This is a genomic window from Streptomyces sp. SAI-127 (assembly GCF_029894425.1).
Classification (GTDB): domain Bacteria; phylum Actinomycetota; class Actinomycetes; order Streptomycetales; family Streptomycetaceae; genus Streptomyces.
This window is the reverse complement of record NZ_JARXYJ010000001.1, coordinates 2,316,310-2,332,660: the sequence shown is the minus strand read 5'-3', so window position 1 is coordinate 2,332,660 and position 16,351 is coordinate 2,316,310. Positions and strand designations below refer to the sequence as shown.

At 68.6% G+C, this 16,351-nt stretch carries 10 protein-coding genes; 9 read left to right on the top strand and 1 reads right to left on the bottom strand.

Features of this window, described 5'->3' with window-relative positions:
* Window positions 1-48: 48 nt before the first annotated feature.
* The 9 genes from M2157_RS10940 (at window position 49) to M2157_RS10900 (ending at window position 11,403) form a co-directional block, all read left to right on the top strand.
* Window positions 49-990 carry an SCO3242 family prenyltransferase gene (locus M2157_RS10940; protein ID WP_280861617.1) on the top strand — a complete coding sequence of 314 codons (942 nt, stop codon included), beginning with the start codon at window positions 49-51 and terminating at the stop codon, window positions 988-990.
* A gap of 32 nt (window positions 991-1,022) precedes the next feature.
* Window positions 1,023-1,859 carry a sugar phosphate isomerase/epimerase family protein gene (locus tag M2157_RS10935; protein WP_280861616.1) on the top strand — a complete coding sequence of 279 codons (837 nt, stop codon included), beginning with the start codon at window positions 1,023-1,025 and terminating at the stop codon, window positions 1,857-1,859.
* Between the two features lie 45 nt (window positions 1,860-1,904).
* Window positions 1,905-2,564 carry an EboA domain-containing protein gene (locus tag M2157_RS10930; protein ID WP_280868190.1) on the top strand — a complete coding sequence of 220 codons (660 nt, stop codon included), beginning with the start codon at window positions 1,905-1,907 and terminating at the stop codon, window positions 2,562-2,564.
* A gap of 3 nt (window positions 2,565-2,567) precedes the next feature.
* A complete protein-coding gene (locus tag M2157_RS10925) occupies window positions 2,568-3,434 on the top strand; it encodes a TatD family hydrolase (RefSeq protein ID WP_280861615.1) in 867 nt (288 codons plus the stop codon).
* Between the two features lie 7 nt (window positions 3,435-3,441).
* Window positions 3,442-4,599 (top strand): metabolite traffic protein EboE, encoded by a 1,158-nt coding sequence (gene eboE, locus M2157_RS10920; RefSeq protein ID WP_280861614.1) that lies wholly within the window; start codon window positions 3,442-3,444, stop codon window positions 4,597-4,599.
* On the top strand, window positions 4,596-5,996 hold the full coding sequence (locus M2157_RS10915; protein WP_280861613.1) for a nucleotide pyrophosphatase/phosphodiesterase family protein: 1,401 nt from the start codon (window positions 4,596-4,598) through the stop codon (window positions 5,994-5,996). The genes eboE and M2157_RS10915 overlap by 4 nt, the downstream gene beginning before the upstream one ends.
* A gap of 63 nt (window positions 5,997-6,059) precedes the next feature.
* On the top strand, window positions 6,060-6,569 hold the full coding sequence (locus M2157_RS10910) for an O-acetyl-ADP-ribose deacetylase (protein ID WP_280865132.1): 510 nt from the start codon (window positions 6,060-6,062) through the stop codon (window positions 6,567-6,569).
* Window positions 6,570-6,758: 189 nt separating this feature from the next.
* The gene (locus M2157_RS10905) at window positions 6,759-7,319 is read left to right on the top strand and encodes a hypothetical protein (RefSeq protein ID WP_280865131.1); all 561 of its coding nucleotides are present in this window, start codon (window positions 6,759-6,761) and stop codon (window positions 7,317-7,319) included.
* 226 nt (window positions 7,320-7,545) lie between these two features.
* Window positions 7,546-11,403, top strand: a complete 3,858-nt coding sequence (locus M2157_RS10900; protein WP_280865130.1) for a glycoside hydrolase family 2 TIM barrel-domain containing protein — start codon at window positions 7,546-7,548, stop codon at window positions 11,401-11,403.
* A gap of 89 nt (window positions 11,404-11,492) precedes the next feature.
* Here the strand turns inward: M2157_RS10900 and M2157_RS10895 are convergent, their stop codons facing one another.
* Entirely contained in the window at window positions 11,493-16,337 is a 4,845-nt protein-coding gene (locus tag M2157_RS10895) for a hypothetical protein (RefSeq protein ID WP_280861609.1), read from the bottom strand.
* Window positions 16,338-16,351: the final 14 nt, after the last annotated feature.

Below are 16,351 nucleotides of genomic sequence, written 5' to 3'. Positions count from 1 at the left end.
TCGTCGTAAAACCGTGAAATTTCAATCTCAATAAGTAGAGTTCCGGTCATGAAAGACCGGAAAGGGCTCTTCCGTTTCGGCTACCTCTCTGCCGTGCGCGCATCCGACCTCGCCCAACTCGTCCGAGCGCCCGCGGCATTGAGCGTCCCCGGCGATGTGATCGCCGGAGCGGCCGCGGCCGGACGCCCCCTGAACGCCCGTGCTCTCGGCACGATCGGCTCATCCGTCTGCCTCTACTGGGCGGGCATGGCCCTCAACGACTACGCCGACGCCACCGTCGACGCCGTCGAGCGCCCCCGGCGGCCCGTGCCCTCCGGCCGGGTCCCGCGCCGGACCGCACTCGCCGTGGCCGGTGGCCTGACCGCCGCGGGCCTCGGACTCACGGCAGTGGCGAACGGCCGTCGCGGTCTCCTGGCCGCGCTCCCGTTGACGGGCCTGATCTGGGCCTACGACCTGAGGCTCAAGTCCACTCGGGCGGGCGCTGCGACCATGGCGGCGGCCCGCGCCCTCGACGTCCTGTCCGGCGCCCTCGCCACCGCACCCACGGGCGTGGCGCTGCGCCGGGGTGCGGTACCCGCCGCCCTGGTCGGTGTCCACACCTACACACTCACCGTGCTCAGCCGCCACGAGGTCTCCGGCGCCCCCGACGCTCGCGTCCCGGCCACCACCCTCGCCGTCTCCACCGCGACGGCCCTGGCCACGGCACTGTCGGCGGCCGGGACGGCGTCAGTGCCCCCGGCCGACTTCCGGACCGCCGTCACCGCCACCGGCACCCTCGCCTACCTCGCCACCTACGGCACCGCTCAGGCCCGCGCCGTACAGGAGCCGTCGGGAGCGAACGTACGACGGGCCGTCGGCGCCGGAATCCTCGGGCTGATGCCGCTCCAGGCCGCCCTGACCGCCCGCGCCGGAGCCCCCGGTGTCGCCGCGGCCCTGGGAGTCGTCCACCCCCTGGCGCGACGGCTCGCCCGCCGCATATCACCCACCTGAGCCACGCCGCCCCATCGGCAGAAACCGGCGCCATGAAACCCACCCCCCTCAGATTCGGCTACGGCACCAACGGCTTCGCCCACCACCGACTCACCGACGTTCTCGTGATCCTCGCCGATCTCGGCTACGACGGCGTCGCCCTCACCCTCGACCACAACCACCTCGACCCGTACGCCGACGACCTGCCCCGGCGGGTGTCGGCGCTCGCCCGCGATCTCGACCGGCACGGTCTGGACGTCACCGTCGAGACCGGCGCGCCCTACTTCCTCGATCCCTGGGGCAAGCACCTGCCGACCCTGATGTCGGACGGCTCCGGACTCCGCGTCGACCTGCTGGGGCGCGCCCTGCGCATCGCTGCCGACCTCGGCTCACCCACGGTCCATCTGTGCAGTGGCCCGGCCCCGGACGGGCTGCCGGAGCCGGACGCATGGAAGCGGCTGGCGGCCGGCGTCGAGACGGTCTTGGAGACCGCGCAACCGTACGGTGTGGCGCTGGCCTTCGAGCCGGAGCCGTACATGTTCGTGGACAGCGTGGAGCGCTGTGTGCGGCTCGCCGAACTGGTCGGCGGTCACGAGCTGTTCGGCATCACGCTGGACATCGGTCACGCGCACTGTGTGGAGGACAAACCGCTGCTCGACTGCGTCCGGCTGGCCGCCCCGTTGCTGCGTAACGTGCAGATCGAGGACATGCGGCGCGGTGTCCACCGGCATCTGGAGTTCGGCGCCGGAGAGATCGACTTCCCGCCCGTGCTGACCGCGCTGCGCGACCTCGGGCACCGCGGCCTGGTCTCCGTCGAGATCCAGGGCGGCGCACTGGACGCGCCCGAGGTCGCCCGCCGCTCGATCGAATTCCTGCGCGCGGCGGCCTAGGCGCCTTCGTCTCCTTCCCCCACCAGAGGGTTCCTCATGACTGTCATGGTTCCGGCAGACCCCCGACCCATCCTGTCGGCGGGCCTGGACGCGAGTGCTCGCGGCTGGCTCGATGAGGCCGCGGCCGCGATCGCCGCCGACGCGACCACGATCCGTCGGCTCTTCCCGGCCGCCCGAAGACGCTGCGGTCACTCCCGCCTGAACGATCACTGGACCGTGGACGAGGCCGCCCGAGCGGTCCTCCTCACCGCGCTGCCCCTGCGGGGCCGGCACCTCGCCGACGAGGTGACCTCACTGCACCGGCACGGCGACCCGGCGGAACAGCGAGCCGTCCTGCGCACGCTGCCCCTGCTGGACCTGGGAGACCTGGCCCTACCCCTCGTCCGCGAGGCCCTGCGCGGAAACGACACCACCCTGATCGAGGCCGCCCTCGGCCCCTACGCCACCCAGTACCTGCCCGACCCGGAGTACCGCCAGGCCGTACTGAAGTGCGTCTTCTGCGAGATCCCGCTCGACCGCGTCCATGGGCTCACCGCCCGCGCCGACCGCGAACTGGCCCGGATGCTCGCCGACTTCGCGCACGAACGGCTCGCCGCCGGACGGGATGTACCCCAGGACATCCGGCCCGTCGTACGCACCTTCCCGGACGTCATCGGCGACGCACTCCGGCACGCACTCGAAGAAGAGGAAGAGGAAGAGGCCTGACCCGTGCGCATCTTCGACCCCCACATCCACATGTCCTCCCGCACCACCGACGACTACGAGGCGATGTACGCCGCCGGAGTGCGCGCGGTCGTCGAACCCGCCTTCTGGCAGGGCCAGCCCCGCACCTCGCCCGAGAGTTTCTACGACTACTTCGACGCGCTGCTGGGCTGGGAGCCGTACCGCGCCGCCCAGTTCGGCATCCAGCACTTCTGTACGATCGCCCTCAACCCCAAAGAGGCCAACGACCCACGCTGCACTCCCGTCCTCGACGAACTCGACCGCTATCTCGCCAAGGACCGCGTCGTCGCCGTCGGCGAGATCGGCTACGACTCCATGACCCCCGAGGAGGACGAGGCGCTCGCACGCCAGCTCCGACTCGCCCTGGACCACGGTCTGCCCGCCCTCGTGCACACCCCGCACCGCGACAAGGCCGCGGGCACGAAAAGGACCCTCGACGTCATCCGTGAGTCCGGCATCGACCCCGCTCTCGTCGTCCTCGACCACCTCAACGAGCTCACCGTCGGGATGGTCCTCGACAGCGGCTGCTGGGCCGGGTTCTCGATCTACCCGAGGACCAAGATGAGCGAGGATCGCATGGTCGGGATACTCAAGGACGTCGGCACCGAGCACGTCCTCGTCAACTCGGCGGCCGACTGGGGCCGTTCGGACCCGCTCAAGACCCGCAAGACGGCCGACGCCATGACCGCCGCCGGGTTCGGCGAGGACGACGTGGACCAGGTGATGTGGCGCAACCCCGTCGCCTTCTACGGCCAGAGCGGCCGCCTCGAACTCGACTCGACGCTCGACGAGCCCAAGCCGGACGACCGGTCCACCTTCCAGGGCAACTCCATCAGGCGCGGGGGAGAGTGACCGGCTCATGCGCTTCCTGCACCCGGACGGCTCCACCGTCCACCTGGGCTACTGCAGCAACGTCCATCAGGCCGAGGACCTCGACGGCGTCATCGCCCAACTCGTCGGCCACGCCGAGCCCGTGCGCGAGCACCTGGGCGTCGACCGGCTGGGCATCGGACTCTGGCTGGCCAGGGGAGTCGTCACCGAACTCGCCGAGAACGAGCGGGCGTTGGCGCGACTCAAGGCCGAACTGCGGCTGCGCGGACTGGAGACCGTCACCCTCAACGCCTTCCCGTACGCCGGCTTCCACCGTGAGGTCGTCAAGAAGGACGTCTACCTCCCCGACTGGGCCGACGAGGCGCGTCTGACGTACACCCTCGACTGCGTCCGGATCCTGGCCGCCCTGCTTCCCGACGACGCCGACCGCGGCAGCATCTCCACCCTGCCGCTGGCCTGGCGCACCCCCTGGCCCGCCGCGCGCGCCGACGGGGCCCGCCGTGCCCTGGAGCGGCTGACCGACGGTCTCGCCGCGGTCGAGGAGCGCACCGGCCGCCGTATCCGGGTCGGCTTCGAACCGGAACCCGGTTGTGTCGTGGAGACCACGGTCCAGGCGGTACGACACCTGGGCGGCCTGGACCCGGACCGGCTGGGTGTGTGCCTCGACGCCTGCCACCTCGCCGTGCAGTTCGAAGAACCGGCGGAAGCCCTACGACGGCTCGCCGACGCCGGGCTGCCCGTCGTCAAGCTCCAGGCGTCCTGCGCCGTCGAGGCCACGGACCCGGCTGACCCGGCCGCCCGCAGGGCCCTGCGCCGGCTCGCCGAACCCCGGTTCCTGCACCAGACGAGAGCGTCGACGGGCGGTGACGTCCTCGCGGTCGACGACCTGCCCGACGCCCTGGACGGCGCGCTGCCCGCCGACACGGGACCGTGGCGCGTCCACTTCCATGCCCCGCTGCACACCGACCCCGAACCACCCCTGCGGACCACCACCGACCAGCTCGGCCAGGTCCTCGCCGGGCTGCTCGGCGGCCCCTCGGCCGGCTGCGACCACATCGAGGTCGAGACCTACACCTGGTCCGTCCTGCCCGACCCCCCTGCCGACCTGTCCGTCGGCATCGCCGCCGAACTCGCCTGGGCCCGCGCCCGGCTGACCGCGATCGGCCTCAAGGAGGACCCCTCATGACCAGCCGTGTCGTCGTGCTCGACATCGTCGGGCTGACCCCGAACCTGCTGAAGCACATGCCTGCCGTCTCCGCCCTCGGCGAGCGCGGCTTCCGATCCCGGCTCGACACCGTGCTCCCCGCCGTCACCTGCACCGTCCAGTCCACCCTCCTGACCGGCGAACTCCCCGCCACCCATGGAGTCGTGGCCAACGGCTGGTACTTCCGCGACCTCGGCGAGGTCATGCTGTGGCGGCAGCACAACGCCCTGGTCGGCGGCGAGAAGATCTGGGACGCGGCCCGCGCCCAGGACCCCGACTACAAGGTGGCCAACGTCTGCTGGTGGTACGCGATGGGCGCCGACGTCGACTGGACGGTCACCCCGCGCCCCGTCTACTACTCCGACGGCCGCAAGGAACCCGACTGCTACACCTGGCCCCCCGCCCTGCACGACGAACTCACCGACAGACTCGGAGAGTTCCCTCTCTTCACCTACTGGGGCCCGAACGCGGGCATGCCCTCCACCCAGTGGATCCTGGCCGCCGCCCGACAGATCTTCGACGAGAAGCATCCCGACCTCACCCTCGTCTACATCCCGCACCTCGACTACGAACCCCAGCGCTCCGGCCCCGACTCACCGGCCACAATCCGTGCCGCGCGCCAACTCGACGACGCTCTGCGCCCGTTGATCGACCACTTCCTCGAAGCGGGCGCCACCGTCGTCGCGCTCAGCGAGTACGGCATCGCGCCCGCCTCCCGCCCGGTCGACATCAACCGCGCCCTGCGCCGGGCCGGACTCCTCGAAGTCCACACCCAGGACGGTATGGAGTACCTCGACCCCTGGACCTCCCGCGCCTTCGCGGTCGCCGACCACCAGCTCGCTCATGTGTACGTCAAAGACCGGGCCGACACGGAGGCGGTCGCGAAGATCGTCCGTGAACTCGACGGCGTGGGCCAGGTGTTGGACGCCGAGGGCAAGCGGGCACACGGCCTCGACCACGAGCGCTCCGGTGAGCTGGTCGCGATCGCCGATCACGACGCCTGGTTCACCTACTACTACTGGCTCGACGACGAACGAGCACCCGATTTCGCCCGCCAGGTCGAGATCCACCGCAAGCCCGGCTACGACCCCGCCGAACTCCTCTACGACGAGGAGGTCCCGGCGGTGAAGCTGCGCGCCGTCGGTCAGGTCGCCCGCAAGAAGCTCGGTTTCCGCTATCGGATCCAGACGGTTCCGCTGGATCCGTCGGGCGTCCGCGGCAGCCACGGCCGGCTGCCCGCGGACGCCGGCTACGGCCCCGTACTGCTGTGTTCGGAGCCGGAGCGGGCCAAGGAGGTGTACGCGGCCACGGAGGTCAAGTCTCTGCTGCTGGGCCTCGCGGGACTCGACGCACCGGGGGCGACAACAGCCTCCGGCTGATCACCCGGCACGAGGACACCTCGTGCGAGGCGTCCGACGGCGCGGGCTGGAAGAGTGGCGGTCATGACCACCATCAGGCTTGTCCAGGGCGACATCACCCGAGAGAGCGCAGACGCGATCGTCAACGCCGCGAATTCCTCCCTCCTCGGCGGGGGAGGAGTCGACGGCGCCATCCACCGCCGCGGCGGCCCCGCGATCCTGGCGGACTGCCGCAAGCTGCGCGCCGGTCACTACGGCAAGGGGCTCCCCACCGGCAAGGCGGTCGCCACCACCGCGGGCGATCTGGACGCGCGCTGGGTGATCCACACCGTCGGCCCCCGCCACAGCCAGGAGGAGGACCGCTCGGAGCTGCTGGCCTCCTGCTACCGGGAGTCCCTGCGCGTCGCCGACGAACTGGGCGCTCGGACCGTCGCCTTCCCGGCCGTCTCCGCCGGCATCTACGGCTGGCCGATCGACGACGCCGCCCGGATCGCGGTGGAGACCGTACGGGAGACCCAGACCGCGGTCGAGGAGGCCCGGTTCGTGCTGTTCGACGAGAAGGCCTACCAGGCGTTCGTGCGGCAGGTCGACTGACCTCGCCGGGCTCCTCCTCTTACGGCCGAATGGCCGCGGGCGTCGAAAGCGGGGGTGCAGGGCGGGAAAGTCGCTGGTCAGAGGCGTCTCGGCGCGATGCTCGTCCGAGTCTGGGACCCGTGACCGGTTGCGCGGTGCGGGGGAGATTCTCACGGTGGGCCCAAAGAAGGACTTCGAAAGGACCCCCGCATGCGCCCCCTCGTCTCCCGCGGCCTCCTCCTGCCGACGCTGGTCTGTACCGCGCTGATCCTCGGCCCGGTCGGCACCGCGGCCGCCGTCGTCGACGCAGGCCGCGGCGCGTCGGACCACGGTGTGGCTCAGACGGCCGCCTGGTACGGCACCGACGACACGGACACCCTGACGGACCGCCTCGACGCACTGGACCGCTCCGCGCACGGCAGCGTCCTCCAGCCCCTCCTGGACGCCGTCACCGACCTCACCGCCCTGGACGGCACCCACCTCGACGCGAGCGAGGCGGCCGCCCACGCGAAGGCGGTGGAGGCGGCGAACGCCGAGGTCCAGGAGCAGCTGCGGAAGCTGAGCGACACGGACCGGTCCGCGGCGGCGGCCGACCCGGTCTCCGACCTCCTGGCCTTGCTCCAGTCCGCGGTCGACGACCTGCTCAAGTCACTGACCTCGCTGGATCTGGGCGGTGTGGTGGGCTCGGTCACCGGCCTCCTGGGCAGCGTGGTCGGAGCCGTCACCGGGCTCCTCGGCGGCGGACTGCCCTCCTTGCCGGCCACCAGCTGACAGCAGGGCACACGGCATCCCACGGCACCCCCGCGTGAGGGCATGCGGGGGTGCAGCATGTCGTGATGTCCTCAGGACCCCACAAAGTCCGACAGGGTCATTGCCTCGCACGTCTTCGGGATCTAGGTTGAGTCGCATCCTGAGCCGCAAAGTCACCAATAGCGCACAGGAATTGACGCTCCCTCAGTACGTACACCGCACTGTCGTCCCGAGGAAGGTTCCACCGATGCCCCACCCGTATCTGCCTGCCCCCATCAGCCGCCGGCGTCTGCTGGAGTCGGGGGCGGCCGTCCTCGGCGCCCTCGCCCTCTCCTCCGGTCCCCTGGCCGGTCGCGGCCACGCGGCGGAGGGCGCCCCGGAGTGGAACGGCGCCATCGATCTCTTCCGGGTGGGCACCCAGCCCCCGCACACCACCCTCATGCCGTACGCCAATGTCGGCCAGGCGCTCGCCGCCGACCGCACCCGCTCGCCGTACCGGCTGAGCCTCGACGGCAAGTGGAAGTTCGCCTACGCCGACCGCCCCGCCGACCGCGACACCGACTTCTACCGCACCGACGTGGACGACACGGACTGGGACACCATTCCCGTCCCCTCGGTATGGCAGGTGCATGGCTACGACTTCCCGATCTACGTCAACATCACCTACCCCTGGTGGGGCCCCAACGGCCTCGGCGAGGAGGCGCAGCCGCCCGCCGCCCCGACCCGCTACAACCCCGTCGGCCAGTACAGACGCACCTTTACCGTCCCGAAGGACTGGTCGGGGCGGCGGACCTTCCTGCACTTCGAGGGCGTCAAGTCCGCCCATTACGTGTGGATCAACGGTGAACTCGTCGGCTACCACGAGGACTCCTGCACGCCCGCCGAGTACGACATCACCCCGCACCTCAAGCCGGGCACGAACCAGATCGCGGTCGAGGTCTACCGCTACTCCGACGGCGACTGGCTGGAGGACCAGGACATGATCCGGCTGAGCGGCATCTTCCGCTCGGTCTATCTCTACTCCACCCCGGCCGTCCACCTGCGCGACTTCAAGCTGGACACCCCGCTCGGCGACGACTACACCTCCGCCGAACTCTCGGTCACCGCGAGCGTGCGCGACTACGGCGGCGGCAACCAGGGCCGCTACACGGTCGAGACACAGCTGTACGACTCGGGCGGCCACGCGGTCTGGTCCCGCCCCCTCCAGCAGGCCGTCGCACTCGACGCCGGCGACGAGACGACCGTACAGGCGGCCAAGGCGGTGCCCGCCCCGAAGCTGTGGTCGGCCGAACATCCGAACCTCTACACCGCCGTCCTGCGGCTGCGCGACCCCGCGGGCAAGGTGATCGAGACGCTGTCGCACCGCGTCGGCCTGCGTGAGTTCGCCCTGAAGGACGGGCTGATGCGCATCAACGGCAGACCCGTCTCCTTCCGGGGCACCAACCGCCACGAGATGCACCCCGACCGCGGCACCGCACTCACCCGCGCGGACCTCGTGAAGGACATCACGATCATCAAGCGGCTGAACATCAACTCGGTCCGCACCTCCCACTACCCCAACAACCCGCTGTGGCTCGAACTCGCCGACGAGTACGGCCTCTATCTCGTCGACGAGACCAACCTGGAGACCCACGGCATCCGCGGCGAGTACCCGGGCAACCACCCCGACTGGAGCGCGGCCTGTGTGGCCCGCGCCCAGAACATGGTCCACCGCGACAAGAACCACGCCTCGGTGGTGATCTGGTCCCTCGGCAACGAGGCGGGCGGCGGCAGCACCTTCGTCAACATGCGCGACTGGATCAAGTCGTACGACACCACCCGCGTCGTCCAGTACGAGGGCGACGACCGGCCCACCATCAGCGACATCCGCTCGGAGATGTACGAGAGCCCCGCGCGCGTCGAGCAGCGTGCCAAGGACACCTCCGACACCCGGCCGTACGTGATGATCGAGTACTGCCACGCGATGGGGAACTCCAACGGCAACTTCAAGAAGTACTGGGACATCATCCGCCGCTACCCCGTCCTCCAGGGCGGCTGGATCTGGGACTTCGTAGACCAGTCCCTCACCGAGCCCGTACCGGTACGCCAGTTGCTGACCGAGAGCGGGCCCGGCGCGCTGAAGGGCGAAGTCCTGCCCGCGAGTGCCAGGTTCGACCGCGGCAAGGGCGTCTCCGGTGCCACGGTGTTCGCCCGCGACAAGGGCCTCGACCTCACCGGCTCGCTGACCCTGGAGGCCTGGGTCACCCCGAAGGTGACGGGCTATCACCAACCGCTCATCGCCAAGGGAGACACCCAGTACGCCCTCAAACAGTCCGGAAGGACACTGGAGTTCTTCATCTACGGCGGCGGCCAGTGGATCACGGCCAGTTGGGCGCTCCCGGACGACTGGACGGGTCGGGAACACCACGTCGCCGGTGTCTTCGACGCGGCCGCGGGCACGCTGACCCTCCATGTGGACGGCCAGGTCAGGGCGACCAGGACCACCACACAGCGGCCCAGCAGCAACACCGCGCCCCTCGCGCTGGCCGTCGATGTCGACAACCCCACAAGGGAGTTCAGCGGCACGATCAGGAGGGCGCGCGTGTACGGCCGTGCCCTGAGCGCCGCCGAACTGGCCTCCGACGGCCGGGGGCCCGGCGACGAGGGTGTGCGGTTCTGGTTCGACGCGGCGACCGTGGGGCTCACCGAGAAGCGGCCCGCCCAGAAGACGTTCTTCGCGTTCGGCGGCGACTGGGGCGACAACCCCAACGACGGAGCCTTCGTCGCCGACGGCATCGTCACCGCCGACCGCGGCCACACCGGCAAGGCCGCCGAGGTCAAACAGATCTACCAGGCGGTAAACGCCTCCTGGGCCGCGAACGGGTCGGTGACCCTGACCAACGAGTACCTCTTCACCGACCTCCGGGAACTCGACGGAAGTTGGACACTCTCCGCCGACGGGAAGGTGGTGCAGCGCGGGAAACTGACACGGGAGCAGCTGAATCTGGCACCGCTGTCGAGCAAGGACATCACCGTCCCGTACAAGCTACCGAGCGCCCCCGCACCCGGCACCGAGTACTTCCTCCAACTCTCCTTCACCACCAGGGAGTCCACCCCCTGGGCGAAGGCCGGCTTCGAAGTGGCCAAGCAGCAGCTCGCCGTCGACGTGGACAGTCCGGCGGTGACCCCGGTGCCGCTCGCGAAGGTCCCGGCACTCATGTACGAGGACGCCTCCGGTCAAGTCACCGTCACGGGCAAGGACTTCTCCGTCACCGTCGACAAGAGCAGCGGGACCATCACGTCGTACAAGGCCCACGGCACCCGCCTGATCACCTCCGGACCCGTGCCCAACTTCTGGCGGGCGCCCACCGACAACGACCACGGCAACGGCCAGCACACCCGCAACCAGACCTGGCGCGACGCCGGCACGAACCGCAAGGTGACCGACGTCGGCGTGCGGGCGCTGCGGGACCGGGCCGTCGAGATCAAGGTGAGCGGCACGCTGCCGACGACGACCGAGTCGACGTACACCACGACCTACACGGTCTTCGGCAACGGCGAGATCAAGGTCGACAACACCCTGCACCCGGGCGCGAGTTCACTGCCGTACATCCCGGAGGTCGGCACGATCCTGTTCCTGCCGCGCCGCCTGGACCGGCTGCACTACTACGGGCGCGGACCCGAGGAGAACCACTGGGACCGCAACAACGGTACGGACGTGGGGCTCTACTTCGGGACCGTCGCCGAGCAGCGGACCCCCTACATCCGCCCGCAGGAGAACGGCAACAAGACCGACGTCCGATGGGCCGCCCTGACCGGCCGCGATGGCGTGGGACTGCTGGTCTCCGGTGAGCCCCTCCTGGAGGTCAACGCCTCGCACTTCACCCCGGAGGACCTGTCCGGCGGGGTGCGCCACGACTACCAGCTCGCCCCGCGCGACGCGGTCGTCCTGCGGGTGAACCACCGGCAGATGGGCGTCGGCGGCGACAACAGCTGGGGCGCGCACACCCACGACGAGTACAAGCTGTTCCCCAACCGGGACTACGCGTACACGTATCGGCTGCGCCCGCTGACGGATGTGGCCCGGGCGACGGCGGCCTCACGGCGGCCGACGGCGACCACATAACAACCCGTCGGGTGGGGAGACCCGCGGTGCGGGCCTCCCCACGCCCCCTGTCATCCGGTTATCTGTCTGTGGTGATCCATGTCCTGGGATCACATGACCTGGTTGCCGGTTCCCGCGCCGCCACCCTCCGTCCCCCCGCTCACGACATTGAATTGACCATTCGCTGCGTCCTCGAGAAGGAATCCGAGGCGTAGCAGAAGGCCACGCAGTTTCCCGCCTGCCAGCATTCGGATGTAACTCTGGTGGCCGAAGGTGTCCTGCAACGCTGTTCCTACCTGCAGAGAGGTGACAGGACTGTCCGCGGACCTTTGCTGCAGAAGGGAGCGGAGCAGGAAGCGGTAGGCCCCTTCCTCGTTCCTGGCGGCCATCTCGCGCGCCCGCACGCTGATCTTGGCGGGAGCCGTCGGTGCGGAGGGGCGGGTAGGGCCCTGTCGGACCACACGGGGGCGGATCGGCTCCTCGCGGGGCTGGGTAGGTGCAGTGGGTGCAGGAATGGGAACGGACAGGGGCAGCTTGGTGTCGTCGGCGACATGGGGACGGCGGCTCATGGCAGAAGGTGTCGCGAAGTCCACACACCAGGCTCGCAATCCCTCGTAGCTGAAACCGAGGTAGAACTCGACGACTTTGTTGATGTCGCTGTGGCGGCGGAATTTCTCCTTGGGGACGAAGAACGCGGCCATGCGCCCGTCACCGACCGTGATCCAGCCTGATTGCGGACCCTCGATCTCTTTGATGACGCCGGTCAAGCGGAGCAGTTTGTCCGAGTGTTCCCAGAGTTCGGGCTCAGGCCTGCGCTCACCGAGTTCCGTGAAGTGTACGAGGCGTGTGGGAAGCGGCTGATCGCCATCCTCGGGGTCGGTGACCCCGACCCATTCGTAGCTGTACTGCCGACGACTGTCCCGTGCCAGCCGCTTGGAATCCGCGAGATAACGCTCGACCTCCTGCTGGTTCTGCTCCTCGTTGCGCAGCCACCGCATGAAACGCAGGACGTACAGGTAGTAGTGGGCTTCCTGACTGCCGCTGCGAGAGTCGGCCAGCACGGCGAAGCGTTGCAGCGCGTTGAGTTCGTCGTACTCGTCGAGCTTTCGGTAACAGCGGAACCAGGTCCGCATGTCACTGTCGCTGAGATCGCCACGGTTGTCGAAAGCGGAGTCGTACAGGTCCACCACTGACCGGAACGCCTCTGCCGCGGTGGGGCTCCATTGCTGCTGCTGCTCCCTGAAGAACGCCCTGGCGAGCACCAGCGCCGCGCCAGAATGGCGCGATTCGGTGATCAGGGAACGCCACTGGCTGACGAGACTCGCGATGTTGCCGTGCAGCGTTTGCAGTTGTCGCTCACAGGTGTTGTGGTAACTGCTTCTGCGATGACCCGGTAGTGCCATGTCAAGCTGGTCGAGCAGGGATTCGGCGAGCCTCAACTGCTCATCGGCCCAAGCGCCGACGTCCCCGCTCTTGCGTACGAGATCCAGGAAGTTCTCGTAGGGCGAGATACGGACCAGCTGATTTAGCACATCGACGATCATCTGGACGGGTGTGACGTACGAGTGCTCGTCCTCAGAGTCGAGTCGTCGCCCCGCAGCAAAGGCTTCGAGCGCGTCTTCGTAGTGACTTCGGATCCGATCGAGGGCCTCCTCCACCTGTCCCGTGTTCGCGGTCTCTTTGGCGAGCAGGTGTTTCACCCAGAGACGGCGTACCATGCCGAGCGAGTGGAAGTGGATGGAATCCTTCCCCTCGGAGAGTTCGATGGCCTTGAGGAGGTACTGCTCCGCATCGGGATAGCCGTACTTCATCTCGTGAATGTGGTACCGGCCCATGTGGTTCCAGAAGTGCGGTTCCGACGGACACTTGCGGGTCAGCTCCTTGAGGATGCGGTATGCCTCGTCCCGCACCGGCACCTGGTGGATGAGCTCCGCAAAGCGGGCCGCCGAGGGCATGGATCCGCCGGACCACTGGTTCCGTCTGATGAAGATGTCCTGAAGGATCCGACGCGTCTGCGTGTTGTCGGAGCCGAGATGGCCGCAGACTTGTCCGATGAACTCGACGGCCGTGTCCGCGAGGCGCGACTGCCAGCGCCGCTGCCCGTCGGGCACCAGCACCGCCTCAAGGACATGCTCGGCCACGAAGGGGTGGAGCAGACGGAGTTCACCGCGGTCGTCGACCACGAGATGGCGCAGGTCCTCGCCCAGTACCTTCTGCAGGTCCTCCTGGTAGTCGATGTTCGACGCGGCGAGGTCCCCCCACTTACCGGTGAGCCACCGTCGCACGAGCGGGTATGGCAGTCCTGTCTGGGCGTACCGGGTGACCAGGGCCAGATACTTGGCCACTCGGAGATGACGTTCCCCGAGGTTGCTCAGATGGCTGTCGACGTAACCGCGGGTGCCGCCGAAGTCCTTCTCGAAGGCGGACAGACCGAAGAAGAAGGGCGAAAGTTGCTGCACGGGTACGTTGCCCGGCCGTAGGTTCGCCACGGCCGCCTGAGCTCGCTCATCTCTGGCCCGGATCTGAAAGCTCTGCCGGAACTCCGACGCCTCGTGGAGCGACATCGGGTCCATCAAGTGGTACTTGTGATGGCCGGGGACCCGGCGGTTGGTCCGTGTCACCCACAGGACCACGGCGGGAGTGTTCCACTGGTGCAGACGGTGATAGAGATTCTCCCTCTCGCTCTGCGTGAGGTCGGCGCTCTCGGCGACCACTACCACCGAGCGTCCGGTGTGCCGGTAGATGTCGTCGATCCGTTCGACGGTCTCCTGGCTGTACTTGCGCACCAGGACCACAGGGTAGTCGCGATGCAGGTCCCATGCGATGCGCCGGGCCAGCGTGGTGCCGCCCGCGCCCGGGGAGTGGAACAGTTCGAGGGTGGCCGAGCCCTGCTTCCCCAGAACGGACCTGATGTCGGTGGCGAGTTCCTGCTGGATGTCGCGCGGCACGTCGAGGCCCTGATCGAGATCGAGCCAGCTCGCGGGGCGGCCGCGCCAGAACTCGTCGATGGGCTCGTCCTTGAGCTGACTGCTCAGGGCCTGGGAGTGCAGCATCTCCAGATCGGCGGAGAGCCGGGCCAACTCGTCCCGCCCGAAGGGTACGGGGCCGTCCCTGCCCGGCATCGTGGCAGGGGGCATGACACGGGCAATGGTGCGGGCGTTGCCCAGCGCGTCGAGCAAAGCAGCGAACTCGGGGCTTCCGACAGTGACGGTCTGTACGTCGACTTCCTCGTAGGACTCCTCGATGTGCTCCAGGACCCGCTCGGTCCGCTCGTCCGGCTCCGGGGCGGCTGCCAGACACAGCACGGCGGCGGCGCGGTGAGGACTGAGCGAACTCTGCTTGTCGAAGAGGCGGCGGACGACGGGAAGATGGCTGCGCCGCCATTCCCGGAATGTGGCCGGCCGCAGCTCGCCCAGCCTTTCCCAGCCATCGGCCATCATCCAGGGGACGACCCCCCGCCCGGGTGTCACCGCACCGTCGTTCAGACCGAACCTGACGATGTGATGGTCGACGGTTTCCGTGGTCACCAGCCCGGCCAGACCGCTGGTCTCGCTCTCTGGGTTGAGGTCCACGATCGCTGACCATCGCTGAGTCGCCAGCTGTGCCAGATCGGGTTGCCAGACGTTGCTCTCGATCACGAGGAAGCGGTCAAAGCCGCTGCGCGTGTCCGTGGTGAAGAGTTTGAGTCGTTGTGACAGTTCGGCGGGGACGGCGACCGGGTCGGCAGGCTCCGCCTGTCTCTCGCGGACCGACGGGGTCTGCGAGGTCTGCCGTCGCTCGAGAGTCCGGAACCACAGTGGCTCGTGGTACTCCTTGAGAATTCGCTTGATCGTCCATGAGGCCAGATGGAAAGCAGTGATGCGTTCCGGCTCAGGCATTCGTTTGGCGGCGTAGTTCAGTGCCGCGCCAAGCCGGGCAAGGAGGTATTGGTAGCCGAGGGAGTCCTGGCGGTTGGGTTGGTGATCCCGCATAGCCGTGCGGGCTCCGCGCCGGATGCTCTTTGCCACCTCCACGAAGAGCTCGTCGTCCACCTCGAGGATGCCGCTGACGGCGACTTCGTCCAGTTCCAGCAGGACTTGTGAGGACACCTTCCGGTCGCGCCGCGCCTGAACGGTGAGGAGAGCGGCCGTCTCGAGGTATGCCTGGTCATAGAGGAGAGGAGCCGGGCGCATCCAATTGACGTCGATGAGCCAGTAGTTGCCGGCGTGCCGACGTGTGCGGTCGAGCAAGATGTTCCGCAAGTGCAGGTCACCGTGGCAGGCTCCCTGGAGGATGGCTTCGACCTGCTGCGTCAGCTCGTTGGGCTCGGCGAGGACGGACAGTGGATCGGGCAGCACCTCTCCGGCGAAATGGAACCAAGGGCCGGTCACGCCAGCCAGGTCGCGGGCCTCCCGTAAGGCACGGCCGCGCGTGGAATTGAGGAAATCGGCGCCCAGCCAGGCCTCGAGGACCTCAAGGGCCGACATGACCTTGCGGCCGGGCGAACTCATGAGCTGCGCGGCGAGCAGGTCGCGACTGACGACCTCGCACGCGGTCTGGAACTGTGCGCTGCCCGCTACTTCAGCGGCGTGCACACCACGGAGACTTCCACCGGCGATTTCGTAAAGGTCGACGGCGACCCGGTCGTCCTCCGCTGACAGCACCAGCTTGGGGACATGCTGATCGCTGAAGTCGCCGAGCGCGTCGATGAAGTGCTCGTGGGCGGCGCTCTGCCGTTGGTCACCGTTCAGGGGGGAGACCTTCACGATGAACTGGCCGTCCAGCTCTGTGCCCCTGACCCCGGCGACATCGCACTTGGCGACCGAAGCGTCCGTGTAGCCGCCGGCCAAGTCCTCCATGAACTCGACCGAGGCCTCTGGACCCAGTCGGCCATGAATGACGCGTGTCACGCGTTCGCGGACAGTGAGCGGCTGAGAAGGGGCGGCATCATTGCCGCGCTCTGTGGTGTGAGTCACACGAGCGATTGTAA

Coding starts and splice junctions, on each gene's coding strand:
- M2157_RS10910 (WP_280865132.1), top strand. CDS start 6,060: ATGACCACCATCAGGCTTGTCCAGGGCGACATCACCCGAGAGAGCGCA.
- M2157_RS10935 (WP_280861616.1), top strand. CDS start 1,023: ATGAAACCCACCCCCCTCAGATTCGGCTACGGCACCAACGGCTTCGCC.
- M2157_RS10905 (WP_280865131.1), top strand. CDS start 6,759: ATGCGCCCCCTCGTCTCCCGCGGCCTCCTCCTGCCGACGCTGGTCTGT.
- M2157_RS10915 (WP_280861613.1), top strand. CDS start 4,596: ATGACCAGCCGTGTCGTCGTGCTCGACATCGTCGGGCTGACCCCGAAC.
- M2157_RS10900 (WP_280865130.1), top strand. CDS start 7,546: ATGCCCCACCCGTATCTGCCTGCCCCCATCAGCCGCCGGCGTCTGCTG.
- M2157_RS10940 (WP_280861617.1), top strand. CDS start 49: ATGAAAGACCGGAAAGGGCTCTTCCGTTTCGGCTACCTCTCTGCCGTG.
- eboE (WP_280861614.1), top strand. CDS start 3,442: ATGCGCTTCCTGCACCCGGACGGCTCCACCGTCCACCTGGGCTACTGC.
- M2157_RS10930 (WP_280868190.1), top strand. CDS start 1,905: ATGGTTCCGGCAGACCCCCGACCCATCCTGTCGGCGGGCCTGGACGCG.